Annotated in this window: 20 protein-coding genes; 15 read left to right on the forward strand and 5 right to left on the reverse strand. The window is 36.6% G+C overall.

Going from position 1 to position 22,470, the window contains the following annotated elements:
* Positions 1-714 precede the first annotated feature (714 nt).
* From G6053_RS30720 to G6053_RS01275, 9 genes are all read left to right on the forward strand, one after another.
* Entirely contained in the window at positions 715-864 is a 150-nt protein-coding gene (locus G6053_RS30720; protein ID WP_241254895.1) for a hypothetical protein, read from the forward strand.
* Positions 865-921: 57 nt separating this feature from the next.
* The gene (locus tag G6053_RS30725; RefSeq protein WP_241255030.1) at positions 922-1,401 is read left to right on the forward strand and encodes an SDR family oxidoreductase; all 480 of its coding nucleotides are present in this window, start codon (positions 922-924) and stop codon (positions 1,399-1,401) included.
* Between the two features lie 59 nt (positions 1,402-1,460).
* Positions 1,461-2,216: a type 1 glutamine amidotransferase domain-containing protein gene (locus G6053_RS01245; protein WP_165305307.1), complete on the forward strand. Its 756-nt coding sequence runs from the start codon at positions 1,461-1,463 to the stop codon at positions 2,214-2,216.
* Between the two features lie 363 nt (positions 2,217-2,579).
* Entirely contained in the window at positions 2,580-3,572 is a 993-nt protein-coding gene (locus G6053_RS01250) for a FecR family protein (RefSeq protein WP_165305308.1), read from the forward strand.
* A 105-nt stretch (positions 3,573-3,677) separates the two neighbouring features.
* The gene (locus G6053_RS01255; RefSeq protein ID WP_206531850.1) at positions 3,678-7,106 is read left to right on the forward strand and encodes a SusC/RagA family TonB-linked outer membrane protein; all 3,429 of its coding nucleotides are present in this window, start codon (positions 3,678-3,680) and stop codon (positions 7,104-7,106) included.
* Positions 7,107-7,122: 16 nt separating this feature from the next.
* Complete coding sequence (locus tag G6053_RS01260) at positions 7,123-8,676, forward strand: SusD/RagB family nutrient-binding outer membrane lipoprotein (protein ID WP_206531851.1); 1,554 nt, start codon at positions 7,123-7,125, stop codon at positions 8,674-8,676.
* Positions 8,677-8,684: 8 nt separating this feature from the next.
* Positions 8,685-10,706, forward strand: coding sequence for an endonuclease/exonuclease/phosphatase family protein (locus tag G6053_RS01265; RefSeq protein WP_165305309.1), 2,022 nt, complete (start codon positions 8,685-8,687; stop codon positions 10,704-10,706).
* 19 nt (positions 10,707-10,725) lie between these two features.
* Positions 10,726-11,313 carry a sigma-70 family RNA polymerase sigma factor gene (locus G6053_RS01270; RefSeq protein WP_165305310.1) on the forward strand — a complete coding sequence of 196 codons (588 nt, stop codon included), beginning with the start codon at positions 10,726-10,728 and terminating at the stop codon, positions 11,311-11,313.
* 206 nt (positions 11,314-11,519) lie between these two features.
* Positions 11,520-11,990 carry a hypothetical protein gene (locus G6053_RS01275; protein WP_165305311.1) on the forward strand — a complete coding sequence of 157 codons (471 nt, stop codon included), beginning with the start codon at positions 11,520-11,522 and terminating at the stop codon, positions 11,988-11,990.
* A gap of 682 nt (positions 11,991-12,672) precedes the next feature.
* Here the strand turns inward: G6053_RS01275 and G6053_RS01280 are convergent.
* The 3 genes from G6053_RS01280 to G6053_RS01290 form a co-directional block, all read right to left on the reverse strand.
* Positions 12,673-13,152 carry a hypothetical protein gene (locus tag G6053_RS01280; protein ID WP_108635250.1) on the reverse strand — a complete coding sequence of 160 codons (480 nt, stop codon included), beginning with the start codon at positions 13,150-13,152 and terminating at the stop codon, positions 12,673-12,675.
* Positions 13,153-13,160: 8 nt separating this feature from the next.
* Positions 13,161-13,637 carry a hypothetical protein gene (locus tag G6053_RS01285; protein WP_165305312.1) on the reverse strand — a complete coding sequence of 159 codons (477 nt, stop codon included), beginning with the start codon at positions 13,635-13,637 and terminating at the stop codon, positions 13,161-13,163.
* Between the two features lie 332 nt (positions 13,638-13,969).
* The gene (locus G6053_RS01290; RefSeq protein WP_165305313.1) at positions 13,970-15,772 is read right to left on the reverse strand and encodes a hypothetical protein; all 1,803 of its coding nucleotides are present in this window, start codon (positions 15,770-15,772) and stop codon (positions 13,970-13,972) included.
* Positions 15,773-16,008: 236 nt separating this feature from the next.
* Here G6053_RS01290 and G6053_RS01295 point away from each other — a divergent pair, with 236 nt between their 5' ends.
* The 4 genes from G6053_RS01295 to G6053_RS01310 all read left to right on the forward strand — a co-directional run bounded on the left by G6053_RS01295 (position 16,009) and on the right by G6053_RS01310 (position 19,039).
* Positions 16,009-16,335 carry a DUF4870 domain-containing protein gene (locus G6053_RS01295; RefSeq protein WP_165305314.1) on the forward strand — a complete coding sequence of 109 codons (327 nt, stop codon included), beginning with the start codon at positions 16,009-16,011 and terminating at the stop codon, positions 16,333-16,335.
* A gap of 174 nt (positions 16,336-16,509) precedes the next feature.
* Positions 16,510-17,784, forward strand: a complete 1,275-nt coding sequence (locus tag G6053_RS01300; RefSeq protein ID WP_165305315.1) for a TPM domain-containing protein — start codon at positions 16,510-16,512, stop codon at positions 17,782-17,784.
* Between the two features lie 12 nt (positions 17,785-17,796).
* Positions 17,797-18,483 carry a hypothetical protein gene (locus G6053_RS01305; RefSeq protein ID WP_165305316.1) on the forward strand — a complete coding sequence of 229 codons (687 nt, stop codon included), beginning with the start codon at positions 17,797-17,799 and terminating at the stop codon, positions 18,481-18,483.
* A 1-nt stretch (position 18,484) separates the two neighbouring features.
* Positions 18,485-19,039, forward strand: coding sequence for a hypothetical protein (locus G6053_RS01310; protein WP_165305317.1), 555 nt, complete (start codon positions 18,485-18,487; stop codon positions 19,037-19,039).
* Between the two features lie 582 nt (positions 19,040-19,621).
* Here G6053_RS01310 and G6053_RS01315 read toward each other — a convergent pair.
* Positions 19,622-20,125, reverse strand: a complete 504-nt coding sequence (locus G6053_RS01315; protein ID WP_165305318.1) for a hypothetical protein — start codon at positions 20,123-20,125, stop codon at positions 19,622-19,624.
* A 179-nt stretch (positions 20,126-20,304) separates the two neighbouring features.
* On the opposite strand from G6053_RS01315, the gene G6053_RS01320 reads away from it, so the two are divergent.
* Together G6053_RS01320 and G6053_RS01325 are read left to right on the forward strand one after the other, a co-directional pair.
* The gene (locus tag G6053_RS01320; protein ID WP_165305319.1) at positions 20,305-20,952 is read left to right on the forward strand and encodes a hypothetical protein; all 648 of its coding nucleotides are present in this window, start codon (positions 20,305-20,307) and stop codon (positions 20,950-20,952) included.
* A 92-nt stretch (positions 20,953-21,044) separates the two neighbouring features.
* Positions 21,045-21,266, forward strand: a complete 222-nt coding sequence (locus tag G6053_RS01325; RefSeq protein WP_165305320.1) for a hypothetical protein — start codon at positions 21,045-21,047, stop codon at positions 21,264-21,266.
* A gap of 347 nt (positions 21,267-21,613) precedes the next feature.
* Here the strand turns inward: G6053_RS01325 and G6053_RS01330 are convergent, their stop codons facing one another.
* The gene (locus G6053_RS01330; RefSeq protein WP_165305321.1) at positions 21,614-21,907 is read right to left on the reverse strand and encodes a hypothetical protein; all 294 of its coding nucleotides are present in this window, start codon (positions 21,905-21,907) and stop codon (positions 21,614-21,616) included.
* Positions 21,908-22,470 lie beyond the last annotated feature (563 nt).

Genomic DNA, 22,470 nt, shown 5'->3' on the forward strand with positions numbered 1-22,470 from the left:
AGATCATATAATGAGCTTTTTTATCAAGTGACAGGAGGCACATTTGAAATGGTAGTAATTAAAACAATCAAAAGACAGGAACGAGAAAAGGGCTTAAAACTGTTATTGAAAAATGCAAGCGCGAGGAAGCCATTGCAATAACATTGGAGTTTAAGAAAATGGGTTTACTTACAGTTGGAAATGTTCGCCGAATGCAAGGGTGTCCATCGTGAGGTGGAATCTGAAGGAAGCGCTAGGCAAATTCTCGGTCTAACGTACAGAAACTACATATAAGGCCTAAGTTGCTGGATGAGGTTGCAGTGCAAACTGAATATACTGTACGGAAGCATCAAGGTAAATGTAGCAGATATATGAGAAGATAGTTATCGTTCTTACCTGGGGAGATCTCACAGACTTGTGGATGTTTTTTTTCAGCAACAAGGCGTAAACCTTTGTTTGCTCGACGTCTTCGTCTTTTTACGTTTAGTATCATTAATGGTTGGATTTTGTAGGCGTTGGATCAGAAAATGGAGATAAATGAAGAAATGGTTGATACGTTCATTCAGATGTCTTGGGATTCAATAATTGTTTAATATTTTTTATCCAAAAAACTGACGGAATATTCCGTCAGTTTTATTAGATTTGTTTTACATAAAAAGAAAATATTATGAAATACAATGATTTAGAGGGAAAAACTGTCCTTATTGCAGGAGGGGGCAAAAATCTTGGGGTCTATTGAGCAGGGACTTTGCTTCAAAAGGAGCCAATTTGGCCATTCACTATAATAGTGAATCTTCGCGAGAAGAGAGTGAAAAAACTTTGGCTGAGGTGAAAGCCCTGGGGGCCCAAGCGTTCTTATTTCAGGGAGATCTCACCAAAGTATAGAACATTACTAAATTTTTTGACGAGGCTATAAAAACTTTTGGAGGAATTGATATTGCTATTAATACAGTTGGTATGGTATTGAAAAAACCGTTTGTGGAGACTACTGAAGATGAGTATGATACGATGTTCGGAATTAATTCAAAATCGGCGTATTTCTTTCTTCAGGAAGCCGGCAAAAAGATAAATGACCATGGTAAGATCTGTAGTATTGTTACTTCTTTGCTTGCGGCATATACCGGATTATATTCAACATATGCCGGGGCTAAGGTACCAGTGGAACATTTTACCAGGGCAGCTTCAAAAGAATTTGGAGACAGAGGGATTTCTGTTACGGCTGTAGCGCCGGGTCCTATGGATACCCCATTCTTCTACAGTCAGGAAACAGCTGATGCAGTAGCATATCATAAATCTGCTTCGGCTTTGGGTGGCCTTACCGATATCAAGGATATTGCTCCCTTGGTAGAGTTTTTAGTAACTGATGGTTGGTGGATTACCGGACAAACTATTTTTGCGAACGGCGGATATACCACAAGATAAATTAACAATTTTAACAAAGGGTGCGTTAACGTACCCTTTGCTTGATATAGAACATAACTATGAGTAACCAGAATAATGTAGTCAAACGATACGGACAGCATCGTTATCCTAAGAAAAAAATATTGTGTCTTGTTTCAAATGTCGCAAACCTTCATGGCATGGAGGTTGGCTTTTTTGCAGAGGAGATGACAAGACCTTTCTATGATTTTATTAATGCGGGCTATGATGTGGACGTAGCCTCTCCGAATGGTGGTGAGGTTAAATTTGACGGACATAGCAACCCGGAGAATCCAGATGGGGCGTATCCCAATGATTTAATAAGTATTGGTTTTGTGCATCACAAAGAATTCGGAAAGTGGATGCAAAATACAAAGTCGATTGCTGAAATTAATATAAGCGATTACGATGCTGTTTGCGTAGCTGGTGGAGGAGCTCCCTTGATTACATTTAAAGATGATATAAAATTGCATAAACTTATTGCAGATTTTTATGAAAGCGGTAAAATCACATGTTTGATCTGTCATGGAACGTCTTTGCTTTTATGGACACGACTAGGTGACGGACGGCTTTTGGCTGATGGAAAGAGTTGGACTGGCTTTGCAGACAGTGAAGAGGAAATGATCAACGAAATGTTCGGGATGAAGGTAAATGAATATACTATTGAAACCGAGGCTCGCAAAAATCCAAATACGACATTTGAAGTTGCTGGTGCATTGGAACCTTTTGCCATACGAGACGGCAGACTGATTACGGCTCAACAACAGCACAGTAGTTATTTGGCGTCTCAATTGGTTATTGAAGCGCTGTCTGAGTAACTTCACAAGCTCATTCTTTAAGCAAATAATTTTAATGTAGAAATCTGGACAGTTAATAACTTTTTAACTGTCCAGACTATATTTATTTGCCTTTAAATTGCACCTTTTTACTGCTGAATCTGGCCATTATTTATCTGCAACATCCTGCGAAAAACATCTAGTAATGAAAAGTATTGTACTTATTGCCGCGTCAACGAGGTAACTGATTATTTCCCTTTAACATATATTATATTTTTAATTCTTAATGCAAGTGTAATCTCGCCCTAACGAGCTGTGCATATTTTTATATTATTTTTATTTTTTGTTTAGGGTCTTCTCAGATAAATGACATATATGTATTAGAACAATGTATATTATTTATAAATGACAGAAGAAAAATTAATGAGTTTTATTTTGGGGAAAGTGTGTGATGTTGACAAAAAGGCTATTTTAAAGTGGATATACGCATCTCCAGATAATTTCAAATACTATTTAGAGGTAAGAAAGATTTATGATCTTAGCTTATTAAATATTGAATTCTCTATACCTAATGATATAGAGAATTCTTATGCCGATCTATTAACAAAAATAGAAAATAATGGAACCTTAGCTGGTAGTAGGAAGAGGTTTACTAGAGGTGTAATTAAATATGCAGCAATAGTGTTTCTTGTTTCATTGTCAGCATACGTTATTTTTTTTGTCAAAAGTGAGACCAAAGCCATTAACTACACCTCTATAACGACTATAAAAGATAGTCAAACTAATGTTAAGTTGCCTGATGGAACTGAGGTAAAACTTAATCCGAATAGTAAATTAACCTATCCCAGCGATTTTGGAAATAAGGAAAGAAGCGTAAGTCTAGTTGGCGAAGCACAATTTCATGTAACAAAGGGGAAAAAAATCCCATTTATTGTAAAGACCGAAAGTCATGATGTTAAAGTACTCGGTACGACTTTTAACGTTTATGCATATAAAAACTCTAATTTTTTCGAAGTCGTATTGATGGAGGGAGCTGTACGGGTAGAAAATAAAACTAAAGAAAGTTCGTATCAAACAATTAAACCGGGAGAGCTTCTGCAATATAATAAGTCACTTGGAAAGACGACAATAAAGCTTATTAATGATTCCTGTTCTTCTACATCATTCTGGGGCGATAAAGGGCTGTTTTCATTTCATGATATGCGTTTAATTGACATACTAGATCGTATTTCTAAATATAAGGGGTTGGTTGTCAGGGTTGAAAATCGAAATTTAAATCAAGCGAAATATACGGGGAAATTTAAAAGTACTTTAAATATCAAACAAATTCTTGATGTCATGAATGCGGATAAAAGCTTTTTATATCGTATCGACAATGACACTATTTATATCAGATAAATAAACGCGATATTTTTATGCCAAAGTAAACGAAAAACAAGGATGTACAGATATATATCTGACAGGTAAGATTAAAAAGTCATTTTAAATTAATTAATAAATTTTATGAAAAAGTCATCTCTAATAAAAGAGAAAACAGAGCGATCTAATATGTTCAACGTATTCTTGCGCATGAAAATATTGGTAACGATTTTTATTTTAACCATATTTTGTGTTTCAGCGAGGAGCCGCCTGCTTTTCCAATCATCAAAAGTAAGCCTAAACTATCAACAAACAAAAATATTAGATGTCTTAAACAATATTGAGAATCAAACTGACTATTTGTTCTACTATGATAAAAAAGCAATATCCGCTGATAGAAAAGTAAACATTAAAGTTGTCAACAAACCTGTATCGGAAGTATTGGATATATTATTTAGTAAAATGAATGTTGGGTATAAAATGGTGGATAAAAATATAGTAATTTCTCCTATTTTAAGCGAAAAAAAGACAAAAGAAGTAGCGAGGCCACAACAAATAGCAACTATTCAGGGGACAATTTTGAACAGTTCTAGTATTCCTGTAGTTGGTGCGAGTATTGTGGAGATAGGGACCTCACATCGTACAAGTACAGACGATAAAGGGCATTTTACATTGCGCGTACAGCCTAATTCGATCATACGCGTTAGCTATGTTGGTTATGAAAGCCAAGAAATTAAAATTCTTAAAGATACATTATTAAATATTCAGCTGCTTGAGAGCACTGCTGTATTAGATGAGATTGTTGTAACTGCTTTAGGGATTAAACGATCAGAAAAAGCACTGGGTTATGCTACTCAAAAAGTAACAGGAGAAAGTTTAAACACAGTCAAAGGTGTTGATATCTCATCCATGTTAACTGGTAAAATAGCTGGATTGAGCGTATTGAATACCACGGAGTTTAATCAAGACGCAACAATAAAACTTAGGGGTGAAAATACATTGTTAATTATCGATGGTATTCCTACTCAGAATATGTCTTTGTCCAATATAGCTTCAGATGATATTGAATCAATAAACGTACTGAAAGGACCAACAGCAACAGCACTTTATGGATCGATGGGAAATAACGGAGCAATTATGGTCACGACCAAGAAGAGTGGAAAAACAGAAGGGATAAGCGTCAGCGTGAATAGTAATACGATGTTTTTTGCCGGACACCTAGCATTTCCCAAAGCACAATCATCATATAGCTATGGTTTTGCTGGTAAATATGATGATGTCAGTGGATATGTTTGGGGTGATAAGCTAGATATTGGAAGGAAAGCTGTCATGTGGGACCCCTACCTTTATGAAAAAACGGAGCAAGAGTTGGTGTCTAAAGGAAAATCAAACTTTAAAAATTTTTTAGAACCAAGTTTGGTTACAAATAATAATGTGAGTGTATCGCAAAAAGGCAAGTATGGTTCATTTCGATCCTCATTGACACATGTATACAACAAAGGGCAGTACCCCAATCAAAAACTTAACAATTTCAACTACTATGTCGGAGGAGAAATGAACTTTGGGAAATTTAAATTGGATGCCGCAGCTAGTTTAAATAAACGTATTTCGCCCAACGATGCTGGGGCGGGATATTATAGCTCAAGTTATATATATGATATGGTAATTTGGGGGGGGACAGAATATGATATTAGAGACTACAAAAATAACTACTGGATAAAAGGGAAAGAAAATATTCAGCAAAATTGGTATGATAAGAATTGGTATGATAATCCATATTTCAAGGCATATGAGGTGATAAAACCGACGGATAAGACGATAGTAAATACCTATTTTAACGCAGTTTACGACATTAGCCCATGGCTCAAGGCCATGTTAAGGGCTGGAATAGATACATACTCTGATAAATTTCAAAATAGAAATGCGATGAGTGCCAATTATTCAGGGGATAAAAGGGGATATTTTTCTACGAGTACGACCACTGGTTACAATGTAAATACTGACGCGATATTAATGGGTGATAAAACTTGGGGAAAATTCAATTTGAGCTTATTGATAGGAGGTAATCTTAACTATTTGAATTCGGACAATCAATTTATTCAAACAGCAGGGGGAATTACTATCCCCGGATTCTATTCCATACAGGCATCTGTAGATCCGGTACAAACACCTTATGACTATTCCAACAACCGAAATGTCTTGAAACGAAAGCAAATTAATAGCATTTACGGTAAATCGTCATTATCATGGGACAATAAATATTTTATTGATATTACTGGTAGAAATGATTGGTCATCAACACTCATGCGAAATAACCGTTCCTATTTTTATCCTTCAGTAGCTGGTAGTGTAGTTTTATCGGAGATTATCAAACTTCCTTCTTTTTGGAATTTTTGGAAAGTGAGAAGCTCCTGGACCATGACAAAACAGGATGCAGGTATATATGCCAATAACAATGTATATGATGTAAAAATCAATAGGTGGAACGGGCTGGGTGCGGCGAGTTTTCCTAATTCCGTTATTGGTCAAGATATTTTTCCAGAAAAATCTACAACAATGGAGTTTGGTACCGCCGGTAATTTTTTGAAAAATAGACTGTATACCGATTTTGCTTATTTCAGAAAATTAGAATCTGATTTTATAATCAACGGTGGTGTCAGTCAATCCACTGGTTTTGCTTCAATACAGACGAATTCCAAAGAGCAGTTAGTGAGAAATGGATTCGAACTAACGATTGGAGGAAGTCCCATAGAGACAAAAAATTTTAAGTGGGATATTCTTACAAATTGGTCTCGTGATGTCTATAAATATAAAAAGCTGGACCCTGCCCACTCAACTAATAGGGCGTGGATCAAGGAAGGAGCTCGTGTTGATTGGTTTGAGTTATATGATTGGGAACGTGATCCTGATGGAAATGTTATTCATTCAGGAGGTATGCCTATACAACAGTCTTTTCTGTCTAAGAGAGGAAATATTCGACCAGATTTAGTGTGGGGTATCACAAATACGTTGCGTTATAAACAACTTACACTGAATTTTTCGTTTGATGGGCGCATTGGCGGCATGGCATTTTCCCGTACTGTTCAGACGATGTTTAGTTCAGGATCACACATCGATACAGATACAAAATGGAGGTATGATGAGGTTGTTGATGGTAAGACAAATTATATTGGTAGTGGTGTAAAAGTGATTTCAGGTGACGTAAAAAGAGACGCAGAGGGTAATATATTAGAAGATAATAGGAAGTATGCTCCTAACGACGTTCCGGTTTCATATCAGGCCTATGTACTACGTTATAATGATGGTGCAAGTAAACCTAAATGGCAAAATGTATTCGATGAAACTTTTTTTAAATTAAGAAACATATCTATCTCATATGCTCTTTCCCCTCAACTTTCTAGAAAGTTAGGTCTACAAAAAGCTTCTGTAGGAATAACAGGGCAAAACCTATTCTTGTGGACGAAGGAGTTTAAAATGTCAGATCCTGATAAAGGAGCGGATGCTTCTGGATATGAAAATCTTAACTCACCATCTCAAAGGTATATAGGGATGAATTTTCAGCTTAGCTTTTAATTTTAATACACTATTTATGAAGAATCTAATAAAAACAAAATATAGCTTTATCCTTTTCATGGTCCTTTTTGGCCTAGTTGGCTGTACATCCAACTTTGATGATCTCAATACAGATCCTAATAAACCTACAACAGTGACTTCCGCAATGTTATGCACGCAAATTATTTTAGATAATATACTGCCGTCAAGCCCATGGAATAGTGAATTCTTATCAAAAAAAATTCTTTCGGGCGAAGGTATTGATAGCTATCAATATAATAATTTAGGTAAAGGGAGCTTCGGAATGATAGAGCGATTGACGAATGCAAAAAAAATGGTTGAACTATCTTCTGAAAAAGATTTGCCGGCATATACTGGTGTGTTTTACTTCTTAAAAGCCTGGACATTTTATCGTCATACACTTGAGATGGGAGATATTCCTTATAGTGAGGCTCTTGATATCGAAAAATATAGGTATCCAAAATATGACGAACAAAAAAAGGTATTTGAAGGTATATTAGCGGACCTAACCTTGGCTGAAAATTATTTTGAGCGAGCAGATAATTTTGAAGGTGATCCTTTTTACAAAGGTTCCCCTACATTATGGAGAAAAGCAACCAATGTTTTGCGGCTAAAAGTATTGATGTCTCTTCAAAAGAGAGCTGATGATACCGAGGCATTAAAAATTAAAAATCAATTTGCCGAAATAGTAGGTAAGCATCCACTTTTTTCAAGTAATGCGGATAATCTCCAGGTTGTATTCTCAAGTATTCAAGGTCAAGAAAACCCAATGCATGAGAGCAAATGGCGGGCTATAAATACCTATGCCGCAACGATCACCATGATCCAGCCCCTCAAAGAAAGAAGTGATTATCGGCTTTTCTATTATTTTGCACCTATGCAAGCAGTTACTGAAAAGGATTATTTAATTCCTGGGGGAACGTTGTTGGAGCGGAATGATTGGAATGCTTATAATGGGGTAGACCCGTCGGATCCATCAGCTAGCATCTATAACAAAATATCAATAAAAATGTTCAATAGAGTTAATGATGTTTATCGGACGAGTTTTGAAGGAGTACCTTTTATCCGTTTAGGATACGCAGATATGAACTTTATTTTGGCCGAAGCGGCAGAACGAGAGTGGATAACTGGTGATCCAAAAAGTTATTATGAAGAGGGAATCAGAGCCTCCTTTGATTTTGTTCGTACCACGGTTCCAAATAAAATAGAGTATACGCAAGGAATGACAATATCGGATGAATACATTGACAGTTATCTGAAAAATCCAAAAGTTATATACAACAGTAACGGAACCTTAGATGAACACATAGAACAAATTATCCTTCAATCCTATATTGCGTCATTTTTCCATTTATCATGGGACTCCTATTTTGAGTATCGTAGGACTGGGTATCCAAAGTTACCTATCAATCCCGAAACCAATCTGAATGAAGTGAAAAATAAGATCCCTTCGAGATGGTTATATCCACAATCAGAAATCAATTACAATAAGAAAGAAATGAGTATAGCATTGGATCGACAATGGGGGGGAGTTGATAACATCAACAACAGTATGTGGATACTAAAATAAATGAAAACATGTATAAAAAAAAAATAATCCTATTCATTGTTGTTTTTTTTTCCTTGAGTAGACTCGATAGTTTCGGGTCTACTAATAGGATGTTGTGTCTGGATGGGCACAATAACCGTGTTACATTTGGTTTGGGGATTATGCAGGGCGAATGGACAATGGAAATATGGTTTAAAGGAAACGATACTGTTTGGAAAGAAACAGAGGTGCTGATCGGTGGCGGGGAATACAGCAGTTTCGCAGGGGTTGATAATCAACCTTTGGTAATCAAAAATGGTAAATTGCATAATGAGCGTGCCAATTTATGGTCTGATGTTATAATAGATGACCAATGGCACCATGCTGCATTATCCTGCGATGGTAAGATAACCACCCTGTTCCTTGACGGCAAAATAGTTGATTCTACCATTTTTGCTAGCCCGATACTAGTGGGTAGTATAGGTATACTTGAAACTGAAGATTCTGCTTTTTGTGGTTACGTTGATGAAGTGCGTATTTGGGATACATCACTTCCTAGGCACGTTATTGCAAAATGGAGGAACAAATCGATCGATCGACAACACCAATTTTTTTATAATCTCAAGGTCTATTTTCCTTTTGATGAAGAACTTAAAGAATCGACTGTTAATTGGGTAGGTAAGGGCCAGCAAGCCTATCATATTCGAAATGGACGAATTGATTATAAAAATCAAACCCCGTTAGCCTATACGATAGAGTCGAACAATCCTTATTGGCAGGAAAACAAAAAAAAGAAAGAATTTTTTAACGCTGTTGTAGTCGATAGTGAGTGGGATGTGGATAGGGGGGCAGTTGGTGACGCTATTTTGAAGCTAAGGATTATTATTACGGGAAATCAAGGTGCAATCCACATGAATGGACTTAAGTTAGATTTGACAAGTTGCTCCAATCTATCCGACATTAAGGCTTTAAATCTTTATTATAATGGCAAAAAAGCACGCTCGCTGATCAAGCAGAGTATTTATGCAAAAGATATCCCTCCGCAGCGGCATATAAACTTAGAAGGTGAAGATATTGAACTAACTGAGGGTGTAAATTATATACTATTGACTGCGGATATTTCAGACATGGCTAGTTTGAAAAATAAAATAAAAATAAAAATTCCTTCGATAACTATCGATAAAGATAAGTTCATTCCACAGTATAGTACGGATTTAACCTTAAAAACCATTACGGAAAGTAGCGAAAATAGTAATGATATAGTTCGATTATTAAGTTGGAATATTTGGCATGGGGGACGTCATTTAGGTAATGTGGGTGTTGGTCGAGTTATAGAATTGATAAAAAAGACGAATGCCGACATGATCACAATGCAGGAGGCATATGGTAGTCAAGATACAATTGCTGACGCGCTGAAATTCAATCTGCAAACACATTCATCTTCAGACAATCTTGCTCTTTTTAGTCGTTATCCTATCCAAGAGCTTCCCTCTACAGCTACCTTTTCATCCAATCCATCAATAATCACTTTGCCTAACGATAGAAAAATTTTGGTGAATTCATGTTGGTTACGTTATGCTAACGATCCTGAATATACAGCATCTTTCCCCCAAAAAGGACAAAATACTAAGTTATGGATCACACAAGATTCCATTTTAGCCATGAAAGATGTTGCATCAATTATTAACAATGATATTAAACCATATTTGACAGATGAAATGTCTGTGATAATAGCAGGAGATTTTAATTCCTTTAGTCATTTAGATTGGACTGAAAGAGCTGCATTTCTTCATTATGGTTACGGCAAAATCGATTTTCCTGTTTCTAATTTTATGTTGCAGAATGGTTTTATAGATAGCTTTAGAGAAGTGAACAAAGATGAGGTTGCTCGGCCGGAAGGAACTTTCGCGGTTATCTATGGGCACTTACAGACATCAAGGATAGATTTTATTTATTATTCACCGTTGGGAATTGATCCGATTTCTTCAAAAATTATCCGCACCGCGCCTGAGATTGATGATGTATGGCCTTCCGATCATGCAGCTGTAATGACAACTTTTAAAATCAGATAATCAATCATATTCCTTTCTAATGGAAAAGTATATTGACATAAGATATTTAAAAACAGGTTCTCAGAAAGCATTTAAGGAGGTTTATCAAGAACATTATCCTGGACTCTATCGTTATGCTATGTCCTACCTGAAAAACGAAGAAGAAGTAAAAAATATAATTCAAGAAGTTTTTATCCTTTTTTGGAATAAGAAAAGTGAGCTTGAGGACTTTACAAATCTAAAAGCTTATTTGGTAGCGAGTCTAAAATATTTACTATGGAATGAAATCAGAAAAAAACGTCGGTTAGCTGTTCGAAAAGAGGCCTCTACAGAAAATATTTTGGAGTTGGATCTTCATATCGAAACTTTAGATCAAACACCTATATCATTTCTTTGTACCAATGAAATTTATACAATATTGTATCACACTCTTGAAGAACAAGGGGTTCAAACAAAAGAAATCTTTATACTAAATCGTGAAGTCAATTTATCCTATCAAGAAATAGCTCTGAGATTAGATATCTCAACTAAAAGCGTCGAATATCATATCTCTAAAGCGCTAAGGGCATTGCGTATAGCTTTGAAGGCCTATTTAATAATTGTTCTGTTTCTCTTAAAGACATTTTGAAAAACTATCGCTCTTTAGTTTTTCTAGACTCAAAGGATACATGGCCTCAATGGGGCAATATTGTAGTAAAAAAGCATCTGTTCTGTGTATTGAGGGACTGTCATACCTAGTGTCTAAGTTATATAAAAGTGCGAGGTTCGAATGAACTTCGCATTTTTTATTTTGCGCCCAGCATGCGCGATAACTCTAGGGTGTAAGTCCCGAACATGCCATTACAGTTGGAAATGTTAGCCAAATGCAAGGGGGGCATCGTGAGGTTGAATCTGCATGGCGGATCTATTAGTCAAAGTATTTTTACGGATTGTACGGAAAAATGGATTTTGGTGCATACGGAAATAGAGGGCGGTAATGATGCGGGGTTTTTACATCGGATATTTCAGTACCATTATCGTCTATTGGACCGTTATCGTGTTCCAGTGGAGACTATAGCTATTTTTACGGGCGACCGTGGCCAGCGGCGTCCAGCTGTATACGGCTATTCGATGTTCCGAACTTCGTTGGAGTTCCGTTATCTGAGTTATCAGATCTTCGATCATAGCGAAGAAGAGCTCCTTGTCATGGACAATATTTTTGCGTATATTGTATTGGCCTGTCAGAAGTCTTTACATATTTATTGTAAGCCATTTCCGCAAGGGAATGGCTTTTTGTTTGGTCCGCCAGATATTAGCGTTTTTTAATTGGCATCCTCTAATTGCATATTCCAGTGATATGCACCTATCTGTATCATCTTGGTAAAAAGTTTACCAGCTTCGTTCGCGGTCGGCCAATTTAGGTAAAAAATGTACCAGCTCTGTGCCATCTTGGTAAAAAGTTTACCAGCTTCGCTCGCGGTCGGCCATTTTGGTAAGAAATATACCAGCTCTGTGCTATCTTGGTAAAAAGTTTACCAGCTTCGCTCGCGGTCGGCCAATTTAGGTAAGAAATGTACCAGCTCTATATCATCTCGGTAAAAAGTTTACCAGCTTCGTTCGCGGTCGGCCAATTTAGGTAAGAAATGTACCAGCTCTGTATCATCTCGGTAAAAAGTTTACCAGCTTCGTTCGCGGTCGGCCAATTTAGGTAAGAAATGTACCAGCTCTGTGCCATCTTGGTAAAAAGTTTACCAGCTTCGTTCGCGGTCTACCAATTTAGGTAAGAAATGTACCACATCTGTATCATCTGGGTAAAAAGTATTTTTCATCAGTTTCCGCAGCAAAAGAGATCTGTCCCAGTATGGTCAAAGTTAGACGGACTCTGGAATACGTTTCGGTGTTCTGAATAATTTCAAAAGGCTTTTCAATTCGGCTATTACAACAAGGCAATTTTAAGGATTTTTCCTGACATGAGGTATATTAAATAGGGACGGTATAATTTCATTGATTATTCCCGCTTTGTCTTTTCAAGGATGCCGACAACCTCACGCGCGATTATCTTTACCCTTTTTTCGAGGGCAGTGATCTCCTTCTCTTTTCGGGAAAGCTGATCTCTCAATGCAATATTATCGGCGCGGAGTTCTTCTGTGTCCGATGGGCTGTTAAGAACTGATTCCATTCCGGATTCAAAGATCTCCAATATAACCCGTTTATTTTCTGTTATGGCATCGATCCGCTCTTTTTCTCTTTCCAATCTGAAGTTTTCCAGCTTCCATCCGATCACCCTCAGGTACGACCTTGCGATAGCGACCGAGCTCCTGAATTCCCCTATTTCCCCTTCGGTATACTCATTTCCGGTTTTCTCCCTAATCCGGTAATCCAAAATACTGATGAGCTGCTTAAGGTTGATATCCAGCTCCAAAAGTCTTTCGGAATCTCTTCCCTCGAGGATTTCCTTTTTCAGCAGCAATAACTGTTCTTTTTTCATATTCGGGTTCAGTTTTCGGTCAGACCATTTTTCTTAATGTAATCACTTACCTTCATGTTCAGCTGGCGGCAGCGCATGGAAAGACTGTTGATTCGCGAATACTGTTCATTGGAAAGCAGTTTCTTGCTGAATTCCCTGAAGAGGATGGCTTCATTCATGTGCGTTTGAAGTGTCTGTCGCATGTATCGCTTTTCTACCTCAAAGTCATACTTCAGGTTGTCACTTCTGCTCTGAAAATAGTCATCGATCTGTTTTTCCGTCAGCACCTGTATTGCACTTGACTGATCGATCAAGGAGAAAAGCTGCTTACGTTCGTAATCATCCACGCAGAAATGGGCCAGCCGGTGCAGCTCGGATCTGATGATGGTCAGTTCCATGTACAGTTCAAATAGCCTGTCGCCCGTTTTTATGGCTTTAAGCCCCTGTTGGGCTTCATTCAAAAAAGATTCAATTTCCTCAATTTGCATAGCTTTCAATTCATCCATTGGTAAAATGAAAAAAACGTGATTACCTAAAATAAGAATTTTTTTTATCCGAAACAATAAAAAGACAGCAAAGGGAAAAGTATTTTCCTAAATTCCGCCAACAAAAAACCCTCTTTTACCGCCGATAAAAGAGGAACAATTTTAAATATTAATTATGTTATTAAAAAATCTTATCGTTAATTGTGCAACACTCTATTCTAAAATATCTTCAAGCCTTAGCTGATATTTTTCCAGTAAATCAAGAAACTTTTCCCTCTGTTTTTACCTTGTCGTAGACTGATTTTGCCCCATTAAGTTGCTTTGCGCCATTGTAGAGATTGATATTGCCCAACCTACCTCTCCAAAAAATTCTCCAAATCATCCTCTTTCCCTAATCCAAATTTCTGTTTCAGTCGGTATTTAAACATACGAACACTTTGTGGTTCAACGTGCAGTGCCTGTGCAATCTGCTTAGTGCTCATTTTTAGATAGAGATAGGTACAGTATTTCAGATCAAGCGGTGTTAGTTTGTGAATCGCTTTTTCATTCAACCGGTTAAAGAAATTGGGATGTAGCTCCTGTATCTGCATTTTGATGTCTTCATAATCCGTCTGCAGGAGCATTTCTTCTTTTATAAGCTTTTGAATATATTTTGCTTCACCACTATCTATTTTATCCTGAATCTGTTTAAGTGTGTCGTTTTTTCTGTCAATTATCAGGGAATTTGCCAAAGCTTCTTTTTCCAATTGTAGTCTTCTTAAGTCCAGTAATTCCTGTTCAGCTGTCAACCTCGCTTGTTCTTCTTTTTCAAACTTAAGCTGCATCGCAGCCTGCTGTGCCTGATCTTCTTTTTCCTGAGCCAATTGCTTTTCACGTTCTACGGAATATCGTAAGCGGAAATGATAAGATACAAACATAAACAGGAGTCCGAATAACAGCGCAATCGCAATTCCTCCGTAGAGGTAATTTTGCCGTTTCCTGAAATTTTCTCGTTCGGTCAAAAGTTCCAGTTCACGGTCTTTTTTTTCGGTTTCATACTGCACTTCTAATTTCTGTGCGTTGAAAAGCTGTTGTTCATTGAACGATTTTTTTAATAGATCTTCTGCCCGTTGCTGATACGTCAATGCCGATTTATAAGCTTGTTTTTTTAAGGCAATATCTGCTAAATCCCGGTTAATGGCATATTCTAACCTAAAATGATTCCCACTGGAATTCATTAACCTGCTAAGCCCTTGTAAAAGATATTGTTCGGCAAGTCCCCAATCTTCTTTTTGCTTGGCAAATCCACTTTTAATACCAAATATATTACCCCATTTGTCGGCAAAAGCTTCGCTATTATCCAGTTTTTGTTCTGCAAGTTTAAGGTAGTCAAATGCTTTCTGCTCTCTATACATCAATGCTTCAGCCGAATGCTCTAAATAATAATTTGCCAGATTAATACACGTAATCACGTATGTATTAATGCTCAGTCTATCCGGCTGCTTTTCCAGCAGATTAAAAGATTTATTCAGATAATGGTAACTGCTGTCCAAAAGATTTCGCTCTTTACTTTTTTTGTACCGAGCCAGATACATACTTGAAATACCGTTGTTTACATTCGTCTGTAAGTTGATGTTGTTTGCTTTGATAGCACAGTATTGAGCCTGATGTATATAATGTTCCATCTTTTCGCTGTCGTCCCATCTGCTGTACGCACCATACAGCAGATAATTCAGATGGTATTTAGTGGACAGATCGTCCTCATTTTTTTCTACCTGTTTTAGTCCATAAAGAGCATCCTTTACAACCGCATCTGGTAAATTAAGGGTATTATTCAGGAAGGCTTTAGCTCTGTACGCCACTGCTAAAGATGTTTTTTTCTTCGACTTCTCTGCATTTTCCAAGCTTAAATCAGTGAGTCTTTTCGAAAGTAAAAGACTATCCATCGAAGTATATATGCTACTTTGGTATGCATAGAGATAGGCTAAATCAGCGGGTGATGTTGTGGACTTAATACCGGAATCTAAAATTTTAATAGCTTCTTTTTGCTGGTTGTGCAACTGAAGCTGATCCAGCTGATCCAGAATTTTTTGGGTATTGGAATGGATGTGCTGAGCACGAAGCCTTAAACATGCCAGAAGAGCAAATATTAAATATAAAATATGCTTAAATCTCATATAATTTCAATATACATACTCTTACAAAGTAATAAAAAAATTGTATGGCATCCGAATCAGATAACATTAAACTTTGTGGTGATTTTATTTTCAATATACTGAAAATAAGATAGATAAATTGCTTGTAGATACTTTGTATATACACTTTGAAAAGTCGTAGATGGTTTGTTAACTAAAATGGATTGTCAATTCTTAAGATACTTCCGATTTTTGTTTTACGACAAAATTGAAGAATTATGACACCGAAAGTACAGTCTATTTTAAGTTATCTAGGCATTTTATGGCTCATAGCTTTTTTTATGGGAAAAGATGAGCGAAACGATTTTAGTAAGTATCATTTAAAGCAAGGTTTAGGATTATTCATCACTGCTGCTGTTATTAACCTTGGTGCAGGAATACTATTGTATATTGTACCAGCACTTGCATTTTTGATAGGTATAATTGGTTTGGTTTTTCTTATACTTATGGTGTTGGGTATTATAACAGCAGCCAACGAAGTGAAAAAACCTTTGCCGTTAATCGGTAAATTATTCGAAGATAAATTTAATTTCATTGATAACTGAGCATTTTACAAAGGAAATCAACTACCTGACAAATACTTCCCAACCAATGGAATTACATTCCATGTTCATTGTACCGAAGAATTAACAGGATGGATCAGCAATACAGTAAAATTAAGTGCAGGTAATGATCATCTTAGTATTTATCACATACCCTCTCCTTTAAATCAATAATAAATGCGTTATCTTTTAATCATATTGTTCCATTGTTTAATATCGAATACTTTCGGTCAAACTGCTCCCGAAAACCAACAGTTTTTAGTCAAGAGAGTGCGTATTATTGATTACGAAAAGATTTTTACTGAAAAAGATATACAAATATTGGATAGTATCATTAATATCTGCTGGAAAAATGCAATAGCAGATATAGCCATTGTCACTATTGATGGACGCCATACCGACAAAGCGCATTTTGACCAATACGTATTTAACAATTTGACAGGATATGCCCAAGGTGAATACGGAAAAAATAATGGGATAGTTATCGCTATATCCAAACAACTCCGCCAAATGCGTATCGAGAACGGTTACGGTATAGAGAAAATAATGAGCGATGTAGCCACAAAAAAAATCATTGACGAATATTTTATACCGAAATTTAAATACGACAACTATTTTGAAGGGACATTGAACGGTTTAAACGCCATCATAAGTCATTTAGGAAAGGAAATACAACAATACGATTATACGGATGCATCGTCCATTTTCAGGCCTTCGCTGTTTCAAAAAATCAGGGAATTTGTACTGGAAAACGGAACGCCACAGACTTTCCGCAGTCTCGATAGTGACAATCCTTCCTACAATTTCACATCACTTGATGTATTCTTGGGACCCGCTAGGAAAAATGCTTTTGTTCTAAAAGATTTTTTGGAAACCGATTACTATGAAATGACCATCCGAAACAGTGATGGCAAACATTACCAGTTCATCTGTTTTGATGAGCATTTGCCTGAGCAGACATTTATAAAAAAGAATATGCAAGCCCATCGGGTGTATTGGCTGGAACCCAGAGATCAATTGATTTCGCAAGATGTATGGCCTTTGCTCACTCAGATAGAGGATGAAATGACTCAGCATTCCCCGAGTTCCAATGCTAAAAAGTTCACCGATTACCATTGGAAGATGAAGCAGGAATTCCACCCGATGGAACGTAAATATATGAATGTTGATCACAATGAAACGATAGCATTTGTTCAAAACGATATTTTGATCAACGGAGAAAAGAAAGGCGCTTTTGAGATCGACGAAAACAAAAGATTGATATCTCTTAAAATCGATGAAAAACAACGTCCGTCATTTGCCATTTTTAAAATGGAAGATCGCTATTATTATCGTTACCATTTCAATAAAACCGAACGGAAACTTTATCTGGTACCGTTGGATGAAAAAGAAGGTCACGATCTTATTTCAGTGGAGGGATGCACACTTGTATTTGAAATTTTAGAACCATAAATAAGAATCAATATGTTTTTTGTAATCAATAAAATTGAACAGGCAGTCCATCGTACCGATGGTCTGCATAACCCTAAAAATCCGACTAACCCAATGGTACTGGGCATTTACCGTACGCAGTCGAGAACGGCAATTTTTAACGTTTATTCCAAAAAAGCCTACGGTGAATTTTGGGACGATCTGGAGCGGAAAAAAATAACGGCCCGCTACTGGACACCCGAAATGAAAGCATTCGCCAGACAAAAAGTAGCGGAAGCACCTCTGCCTCCTTTTATCTTTAAACTGACTATTGTAGGATGGATCTTCGTAGCATTAATGATCGCAACGATGGGATTGATCGTTTATCAGGAATTAAAACCCCCTCTGCCAAAATCTGTAGAAGCCGTTGCGATGGAAAAAGCACCAGTGGTGGGCGATATCTATTTTGGGCATTTTGAAAAGTATAAAGAAAAAGGAAGGCCTATCGGAGCAGAAATAGGGTTTGGATGGTTCAAAATTATAAAGGTTGAAGGTTCGGATTTTTATCTTGCCAAAAGCACGGAAATGAGCAAAACCAGCAAACCTAAAGAACAACTGAACAGCGGTGATTACGAAACAGAAACGTTTCCTGCTCTGCAATTGTCGGAACAAACCGGGTATAATATTCGCTTTAAATCTGCCGATGGATTGACGGAAGTATATATATCAGAGAAGAAGTAAAATGTCTACGAAAAAAATAATGGGTATCATTGCATTAGTTATTATCGGTGGTATCGTGCTTTTGGTTTTTATCATTTTTGCAACCGTAAAAACCAAATCTACCAGCATCAACAAGTATGAGCCGTTCAAAGAATGGATAGGGAAAACGGTGACGCTTAACAAAGAAACGGTTCTGTTTAAGGATAAGGTAGAAATGAACCATAACAGTGATTACCCTTATGTGCTGTTGGATAGCCTGCATCCGAAATGGCAATATGCCGAAGAACAAAAAGCGATGGGTGATTTGGAAGAGATCATCAGGTTTCCGGAAGAAACTATATTGAAGTTTGAAAAAGCCATTCAATACACCAATGGGGTATCGGGTTTCTCTTATCCTACAATTTTTGGAACCTTAACCAGCAATGGAAAAGAATACAAAGTAGGTTATCAATGGGGAGAAATGAGCATAGGAAAAAGATTTGACAAGGTAGAAGAATGCTGGCAATTTCACCAGGCACCGTGGCAGGAAGAAAAAGATACCACTTTTTATGACCTGCCAACAGCTTCACTTTGGTAAGACTTATAAACGCTGGTTCTTTATTTGTGTTTCAGTCATATTTCTAATATTGTATCTTTTGTTTGGGGATGTCCCCGACATCTGTGTCGGAGACATCTATGTTTTGTAATATAATTTACTGATTGTCAGTTTATTAATTAGGGAATCTCCGCACTTTTTTTGCTTAATCCATAAAAGAATGAGCCGATATGATTCGATAAGAACCAATAATGAGCCGATGGCTAAATAATTTGTGAGAGTCATTTTAATGTGAAAAGCCCTACCCAGACGGGCAGCGCCGCATGGTTTTCTAATCTTCTGTTTTTACGATAAGGCTTAATAGTAGGTATTTCGTACTTTATAGCTCGCTTAGACCTAAATGATTCGGCTATTTTGGTACAGGATGGATTTTTAACCTTTTTCAAATAATTTGAGTATTCGATACTATTTAGTCGTCATGTCTATTATGAAGTCTTAAATAGCCAACGTAAAGGAATTTATATGAATATAGGGCATTACGCGAATTATTTAAACTAACGGAATTCCGAGTTGTATATTGATGGATCCTGATGGTAGAATTAGTTTTTGGAAGAAGCTTCGACTTCAATTCTTGGCATGCCAAAAAATAGTTTGCCACTTCTCGATGGAAACTTTTTGGAGTTCTTCGTTTGGGAACTCCGCTTCGATCATTGTAAAAGAGTCTTTATACTCGCGCATTAAAAAAAGTAAAGTCGATGATTTGGAGGCAACCTTATACAGCTGACGTTTCTCGCCATTGTTGCTTTTCTCTTTCAATAATTTTAAGTTATTATCAGGGCCGAGGTTATTTAGTGTCTTTTTAATATTTTCACATACCCCATCGATGTTCATTAGCTGTTTGGCGGTTTCTGTAATGATAATTTCGAAAGGTTTGGATTGGTCATCCCTGCTGACCGCTTCATAAAAACTTGTCAAAAAACCATCTTCCTCTGTTTTCTTGATATTGAATTGGTACTCCTCTTGAGAGGACGTGTCCAGTTGCAGGGATTGGGCAGTGGCTATATTAAATTGGAAATTTATTAGCAGTACACTAAAATAGCATAGGAAAGATCTTATTTTTGCTTGCATATGTTTATTTATCCCGTTAGTTAGTCTCAAAAGTACGATATAAGTAATTGGTTTCAAAGTGCTTTAGTAATTAAGTGTGGATTTGTATAATTGAATTGTCCTTTTTAAAATGCTAATTTAATTAGTATTTTATTCTGCTATTTCATATCTTTGTGTTGTTAACCAATTGATAAATAATTATGAGTCCAAGAAGAAGGCGTGTAGATGATCCCTTATGGAAATCTATTTTGGAACAAACATTTTCGCATTTTCTACAATTTATCTTTCCAGATGCAGATGCTGTTTTTGATTTGAGCAGACGCTTTGATTATCTTGATAAAGAGTTTGAGCAATTATTTCCCCCCGAAGGTAACGGAAAGGGAGTCCGTTATGTCGATAAGCTTGTAAAGGTCTTTTTAAAGAATGGCAACGAACAGTTTGTGCTGTGCCATGTGGAGATACAAAGCCGCAAGGGAGATGGTGATTTAGCTGAGCGGATGTTCCGATATTTCTATCGTATATGGGATCGTTACAAAGTTCCTATTACGGCTATAGCTATTTTGGCAGATGAAAATGGAGGCTACCGGCCAGTGGTGTATCGGCAAGAATTTATGGGCACATCATTGCGCTACGATTTTAACAGTTACAAGATCATGGATCAGGAAGAGTCGGTATTGCGAGCTAATGAAAATCCATTTTCAGTGATTGTTCTTACTGCTCTTTTGGCTATCAAGAACAAGAAAATAAGTGACGAAGGTCTGAAAGCGATTAAGCATGATCTTTATGACGAAATGATAAATCGGGAGATGGATAAGGATACCAGACAGGGGTTATATGATTATCATTGATTTAATTTTTTTTTAATAGGAAATGATGCTGTTATGAGCTAAGCTCATAACGGTTTCTAACTTACTACGTAAGTTTTGATAATGAGGAAGTTTTGAGTATATTTGAAGACGAAATAAAAACAAAAATAGGAAGGAGCGATACTATGGGCACTCAAGAATATTTATTAGATAAAGCTGAAAAAAAAGGAATTCAAAAGGGCAAGATTGAGGGTAAGATTGAAATACTTAGGGAGCTAGGTTTTACTATTGCAGAGATCTGCCAGAAGCTTGGTATGGCCAAGCATGACGTTGAGAAGTATTTCAAGGGAGCATAAAACTGTAATAAAGTAGTTTTAAATTTATAATTTTTTGAAGCCATTTCCGGGGGGGAGCGGCTTTTTTCATTTTAAACTGGGGAGTCTTGAAAACTCTCCTTTCCTCAAGGTATACGAGAGGAGCACTTTTTAGAACTATATTATGAGAAAAACCTTATCAGTAATAATAAAGCACTAATAGATTAAGTCACGCCGCCAGAGGTTAGTATATTTCAACAGAATAATAGGTGTTTTTTGATGTTTATTTTCTCAATTTGGGTCTTAGCTTAATCCAATTACTGGACGTTCACCTTCGCCATACAAGTAGTCGAAGAGATGATAAGAAGTGCCTTTAAAGACTAGCAAAGCTAAATTACGGCGATTAAGTCATCAAGACCGGTTTCTTTAAAAGCTTGCTTGTCAACTTTATTTGGATAAAATTTTGACAGTAACATTTGAATCAAAGAAAAGCTCTGTTCGGATTGGACCTTGGGAGCAGCAAGGGCATCTATGAGCTGAGCCATTAATTTTACTTTCTTTGCTTCATATTGTGAAGCCATAAATTCGTTACTTTCTACATTTTTGTGTAATAGAATAATGGCATCAATTTTCTTGATTTCATCAACAAGGTCCATCAATTTATATAATTCTATATTTTTCATTTTACCTTCAATTAACGATTACAGAATAATCTCAACAAATCCCTTTGGAAATTTTACCCCATTCCTATTTCGTTTATTTTTATCAAATTTGTCCATCCAATACATCTGGTCTCCAATATAAAGTGGGTATTTAGTATGAGTTCGCGGATATACTTTTACGATATAAGCATCTAACCCAAATTTAGCTAAAGAATTTGGAGTGTCATAATGGTAATCTTTTTATTTTATATCATCAGCAGAGGGTAACATATCTTATAGTTGGTCTTTGTTACTGTCACAGAAGTATTCAAAAAAATCATTAATAATAAAGCCTCCAAATGTAACTCAGGAGGCTTAGCTAGAAGTTCGTTTTACTTTAACCAGCATAACTAATTTAAGGATAAATATTTAATATCAAAGCTTGTAAAGGCTTTTCTGTTAAATATGTAATATCAGCAACAGAGTTTACTTGGAAGGAACAATACCAATCATTGGGCGTGGGCCATCGCCGTAAAAGTAGTTGAAAAGTTTATTAGCCTTGAGTCTAGCTGGAATACTTAGCTCAAAGGCTTTGAAAGCAATGT

The organism is Sphingobacterium sp. DR205 (assembly GCF_011064245.1).
In the GTDB taxonomy this organism is placed as follows: domain Bacteria; phylum Bacteroidota; class Bacteroidia; order Sphingobacteriales; family Sphingobacteriaceae; genus Sphingobacterium; species Sphingobacterium athyrii.

What these genes read in the sequence shown, in the direction of transcription:
- G6053_RS01245 (WP_165305307.1), top strand. Translation starts at nt 1,461, where the DNA reads ATGAGTAACCAGAATAATGTAGTCAAACGATACGGACAGCATCGTTAT.
- G6053_RS01250 (WP_165305308.1), top strand. Translation starts at nt 2,580, where the DNA reads ATGACAGAAGAAAAATTAATGAGTTTTATTTTGGGGAAAGTGTGTGAT.
- G6053_RS01255 (WP_206531850.1), top strand. Translation starts at nt 3,678, where the DNA reads ATGAAAAAGTCATCTCTAATAAAAGAGAAAACAGAGCGATCTAATATG.
- G6053_RS01260 (WP_206531851.1), top strand. Translation starts at nt 7,123, where the DNA reads ATGAAGAATCTAATAAAAACAAAATATAGCTTTATCCTTTTCATGGTC.
- G6053_RS01265 (WP_165305309.1), top strand. Translation starts at nt 8,685, where the DNA reads ATGTATAAAAAAAAAATAATCCTATTCATTGTTGTTTTTTTTTCCTTG.
- G6053_RS01270 (WP_165305310.1), top strand. Translation starts at nt 10,726, where the DNA reads ATGGAAAAGTATATTGACATAAGATATTTAAAAACAGGTTCTCAGAAA.
- G6053_RS01275 (WP_165305311.1), top strand. Translation starts at nt 11,520, where the DNA reads ATGCCATTACAGTTGGAAATGTTAGCCAAATGCAAGGGGGGCATCGTG.
- G6053_RS01280 (WP_108635250.1), bottom strand. Translation starts at nt 13,152, where the DNA reads ATGAAAAAAGAACAGTTATTGCTGCTGAAAAAGGAAATCCTCGAGGGA.
- G6053_RS01285 (WP_165305312.1), bottom strand. Translation starts at nt 13,637, where the DNA reads ATGGATGAATTGAAAGCTATGCAAATTGAGGAAATTGAATCTTTTTTG.
- G6053_RS01290 (WP_165305313.1), bottom strand. Translation starts at nt 15,772, where the DNA reads ATGAGATTTAAGCATATTTTATATTTAATATTTGCTCTTCTGGCATGT.
- G6053_RS01295 (WP_165305314.1), top strand. Translation starts at nt 16,009, where the DNA reads ATGACACCGAAAGTACAGTCTATTTTAAGTTATCTAGGCATTTTATGG.
- G6053_RS01300 (WP_165305315.1), top strand. Translation starts at nt 16,510, where the DNA reads ATGCGTTATCTTTTAATCATATTGTTCCATTGTTTAATATCGAATACT.
- G6053_RS01305 (WP_165305316.1), top strand. Translation starts at nt 17,797, where the DNA reads ATGTTTTTTGTAATCAATAAAATTGAACAGGCAGTCCATCGTACCGAT.
- G6053_RS01310 (WP_165305317.1), top strand. Translation starts at nt 18,485, where the DNA reads ATGTCTACGAAAAAAATAATGGGTATCATTGCATTAGTTATTATCGGT.
- G6053_RS01315 (WP_165305318.1), bottom strand. Translation starts at nt 20,125, where the DNA reads ATGCAAGCAAAAATAAGATCTTTCCTATGCTATTTTAGTGTACTGCTA.
- G6053_RS01320 (WP_165305319.1), top strand. Translation starts at nt 20,305, where the DNA reads ATGAGTCCAAGAAGAAGGCGTGTAGATGATCCCTTATGGAAATCTATT.
- G6053_RS01330 (WP_165305321.1), bottom strand. Translation starts at nt 21,907, where the DNA reads ATGAAAAATATAGAATTATATAAATTGATGGACCTTGTTGATGAAATC.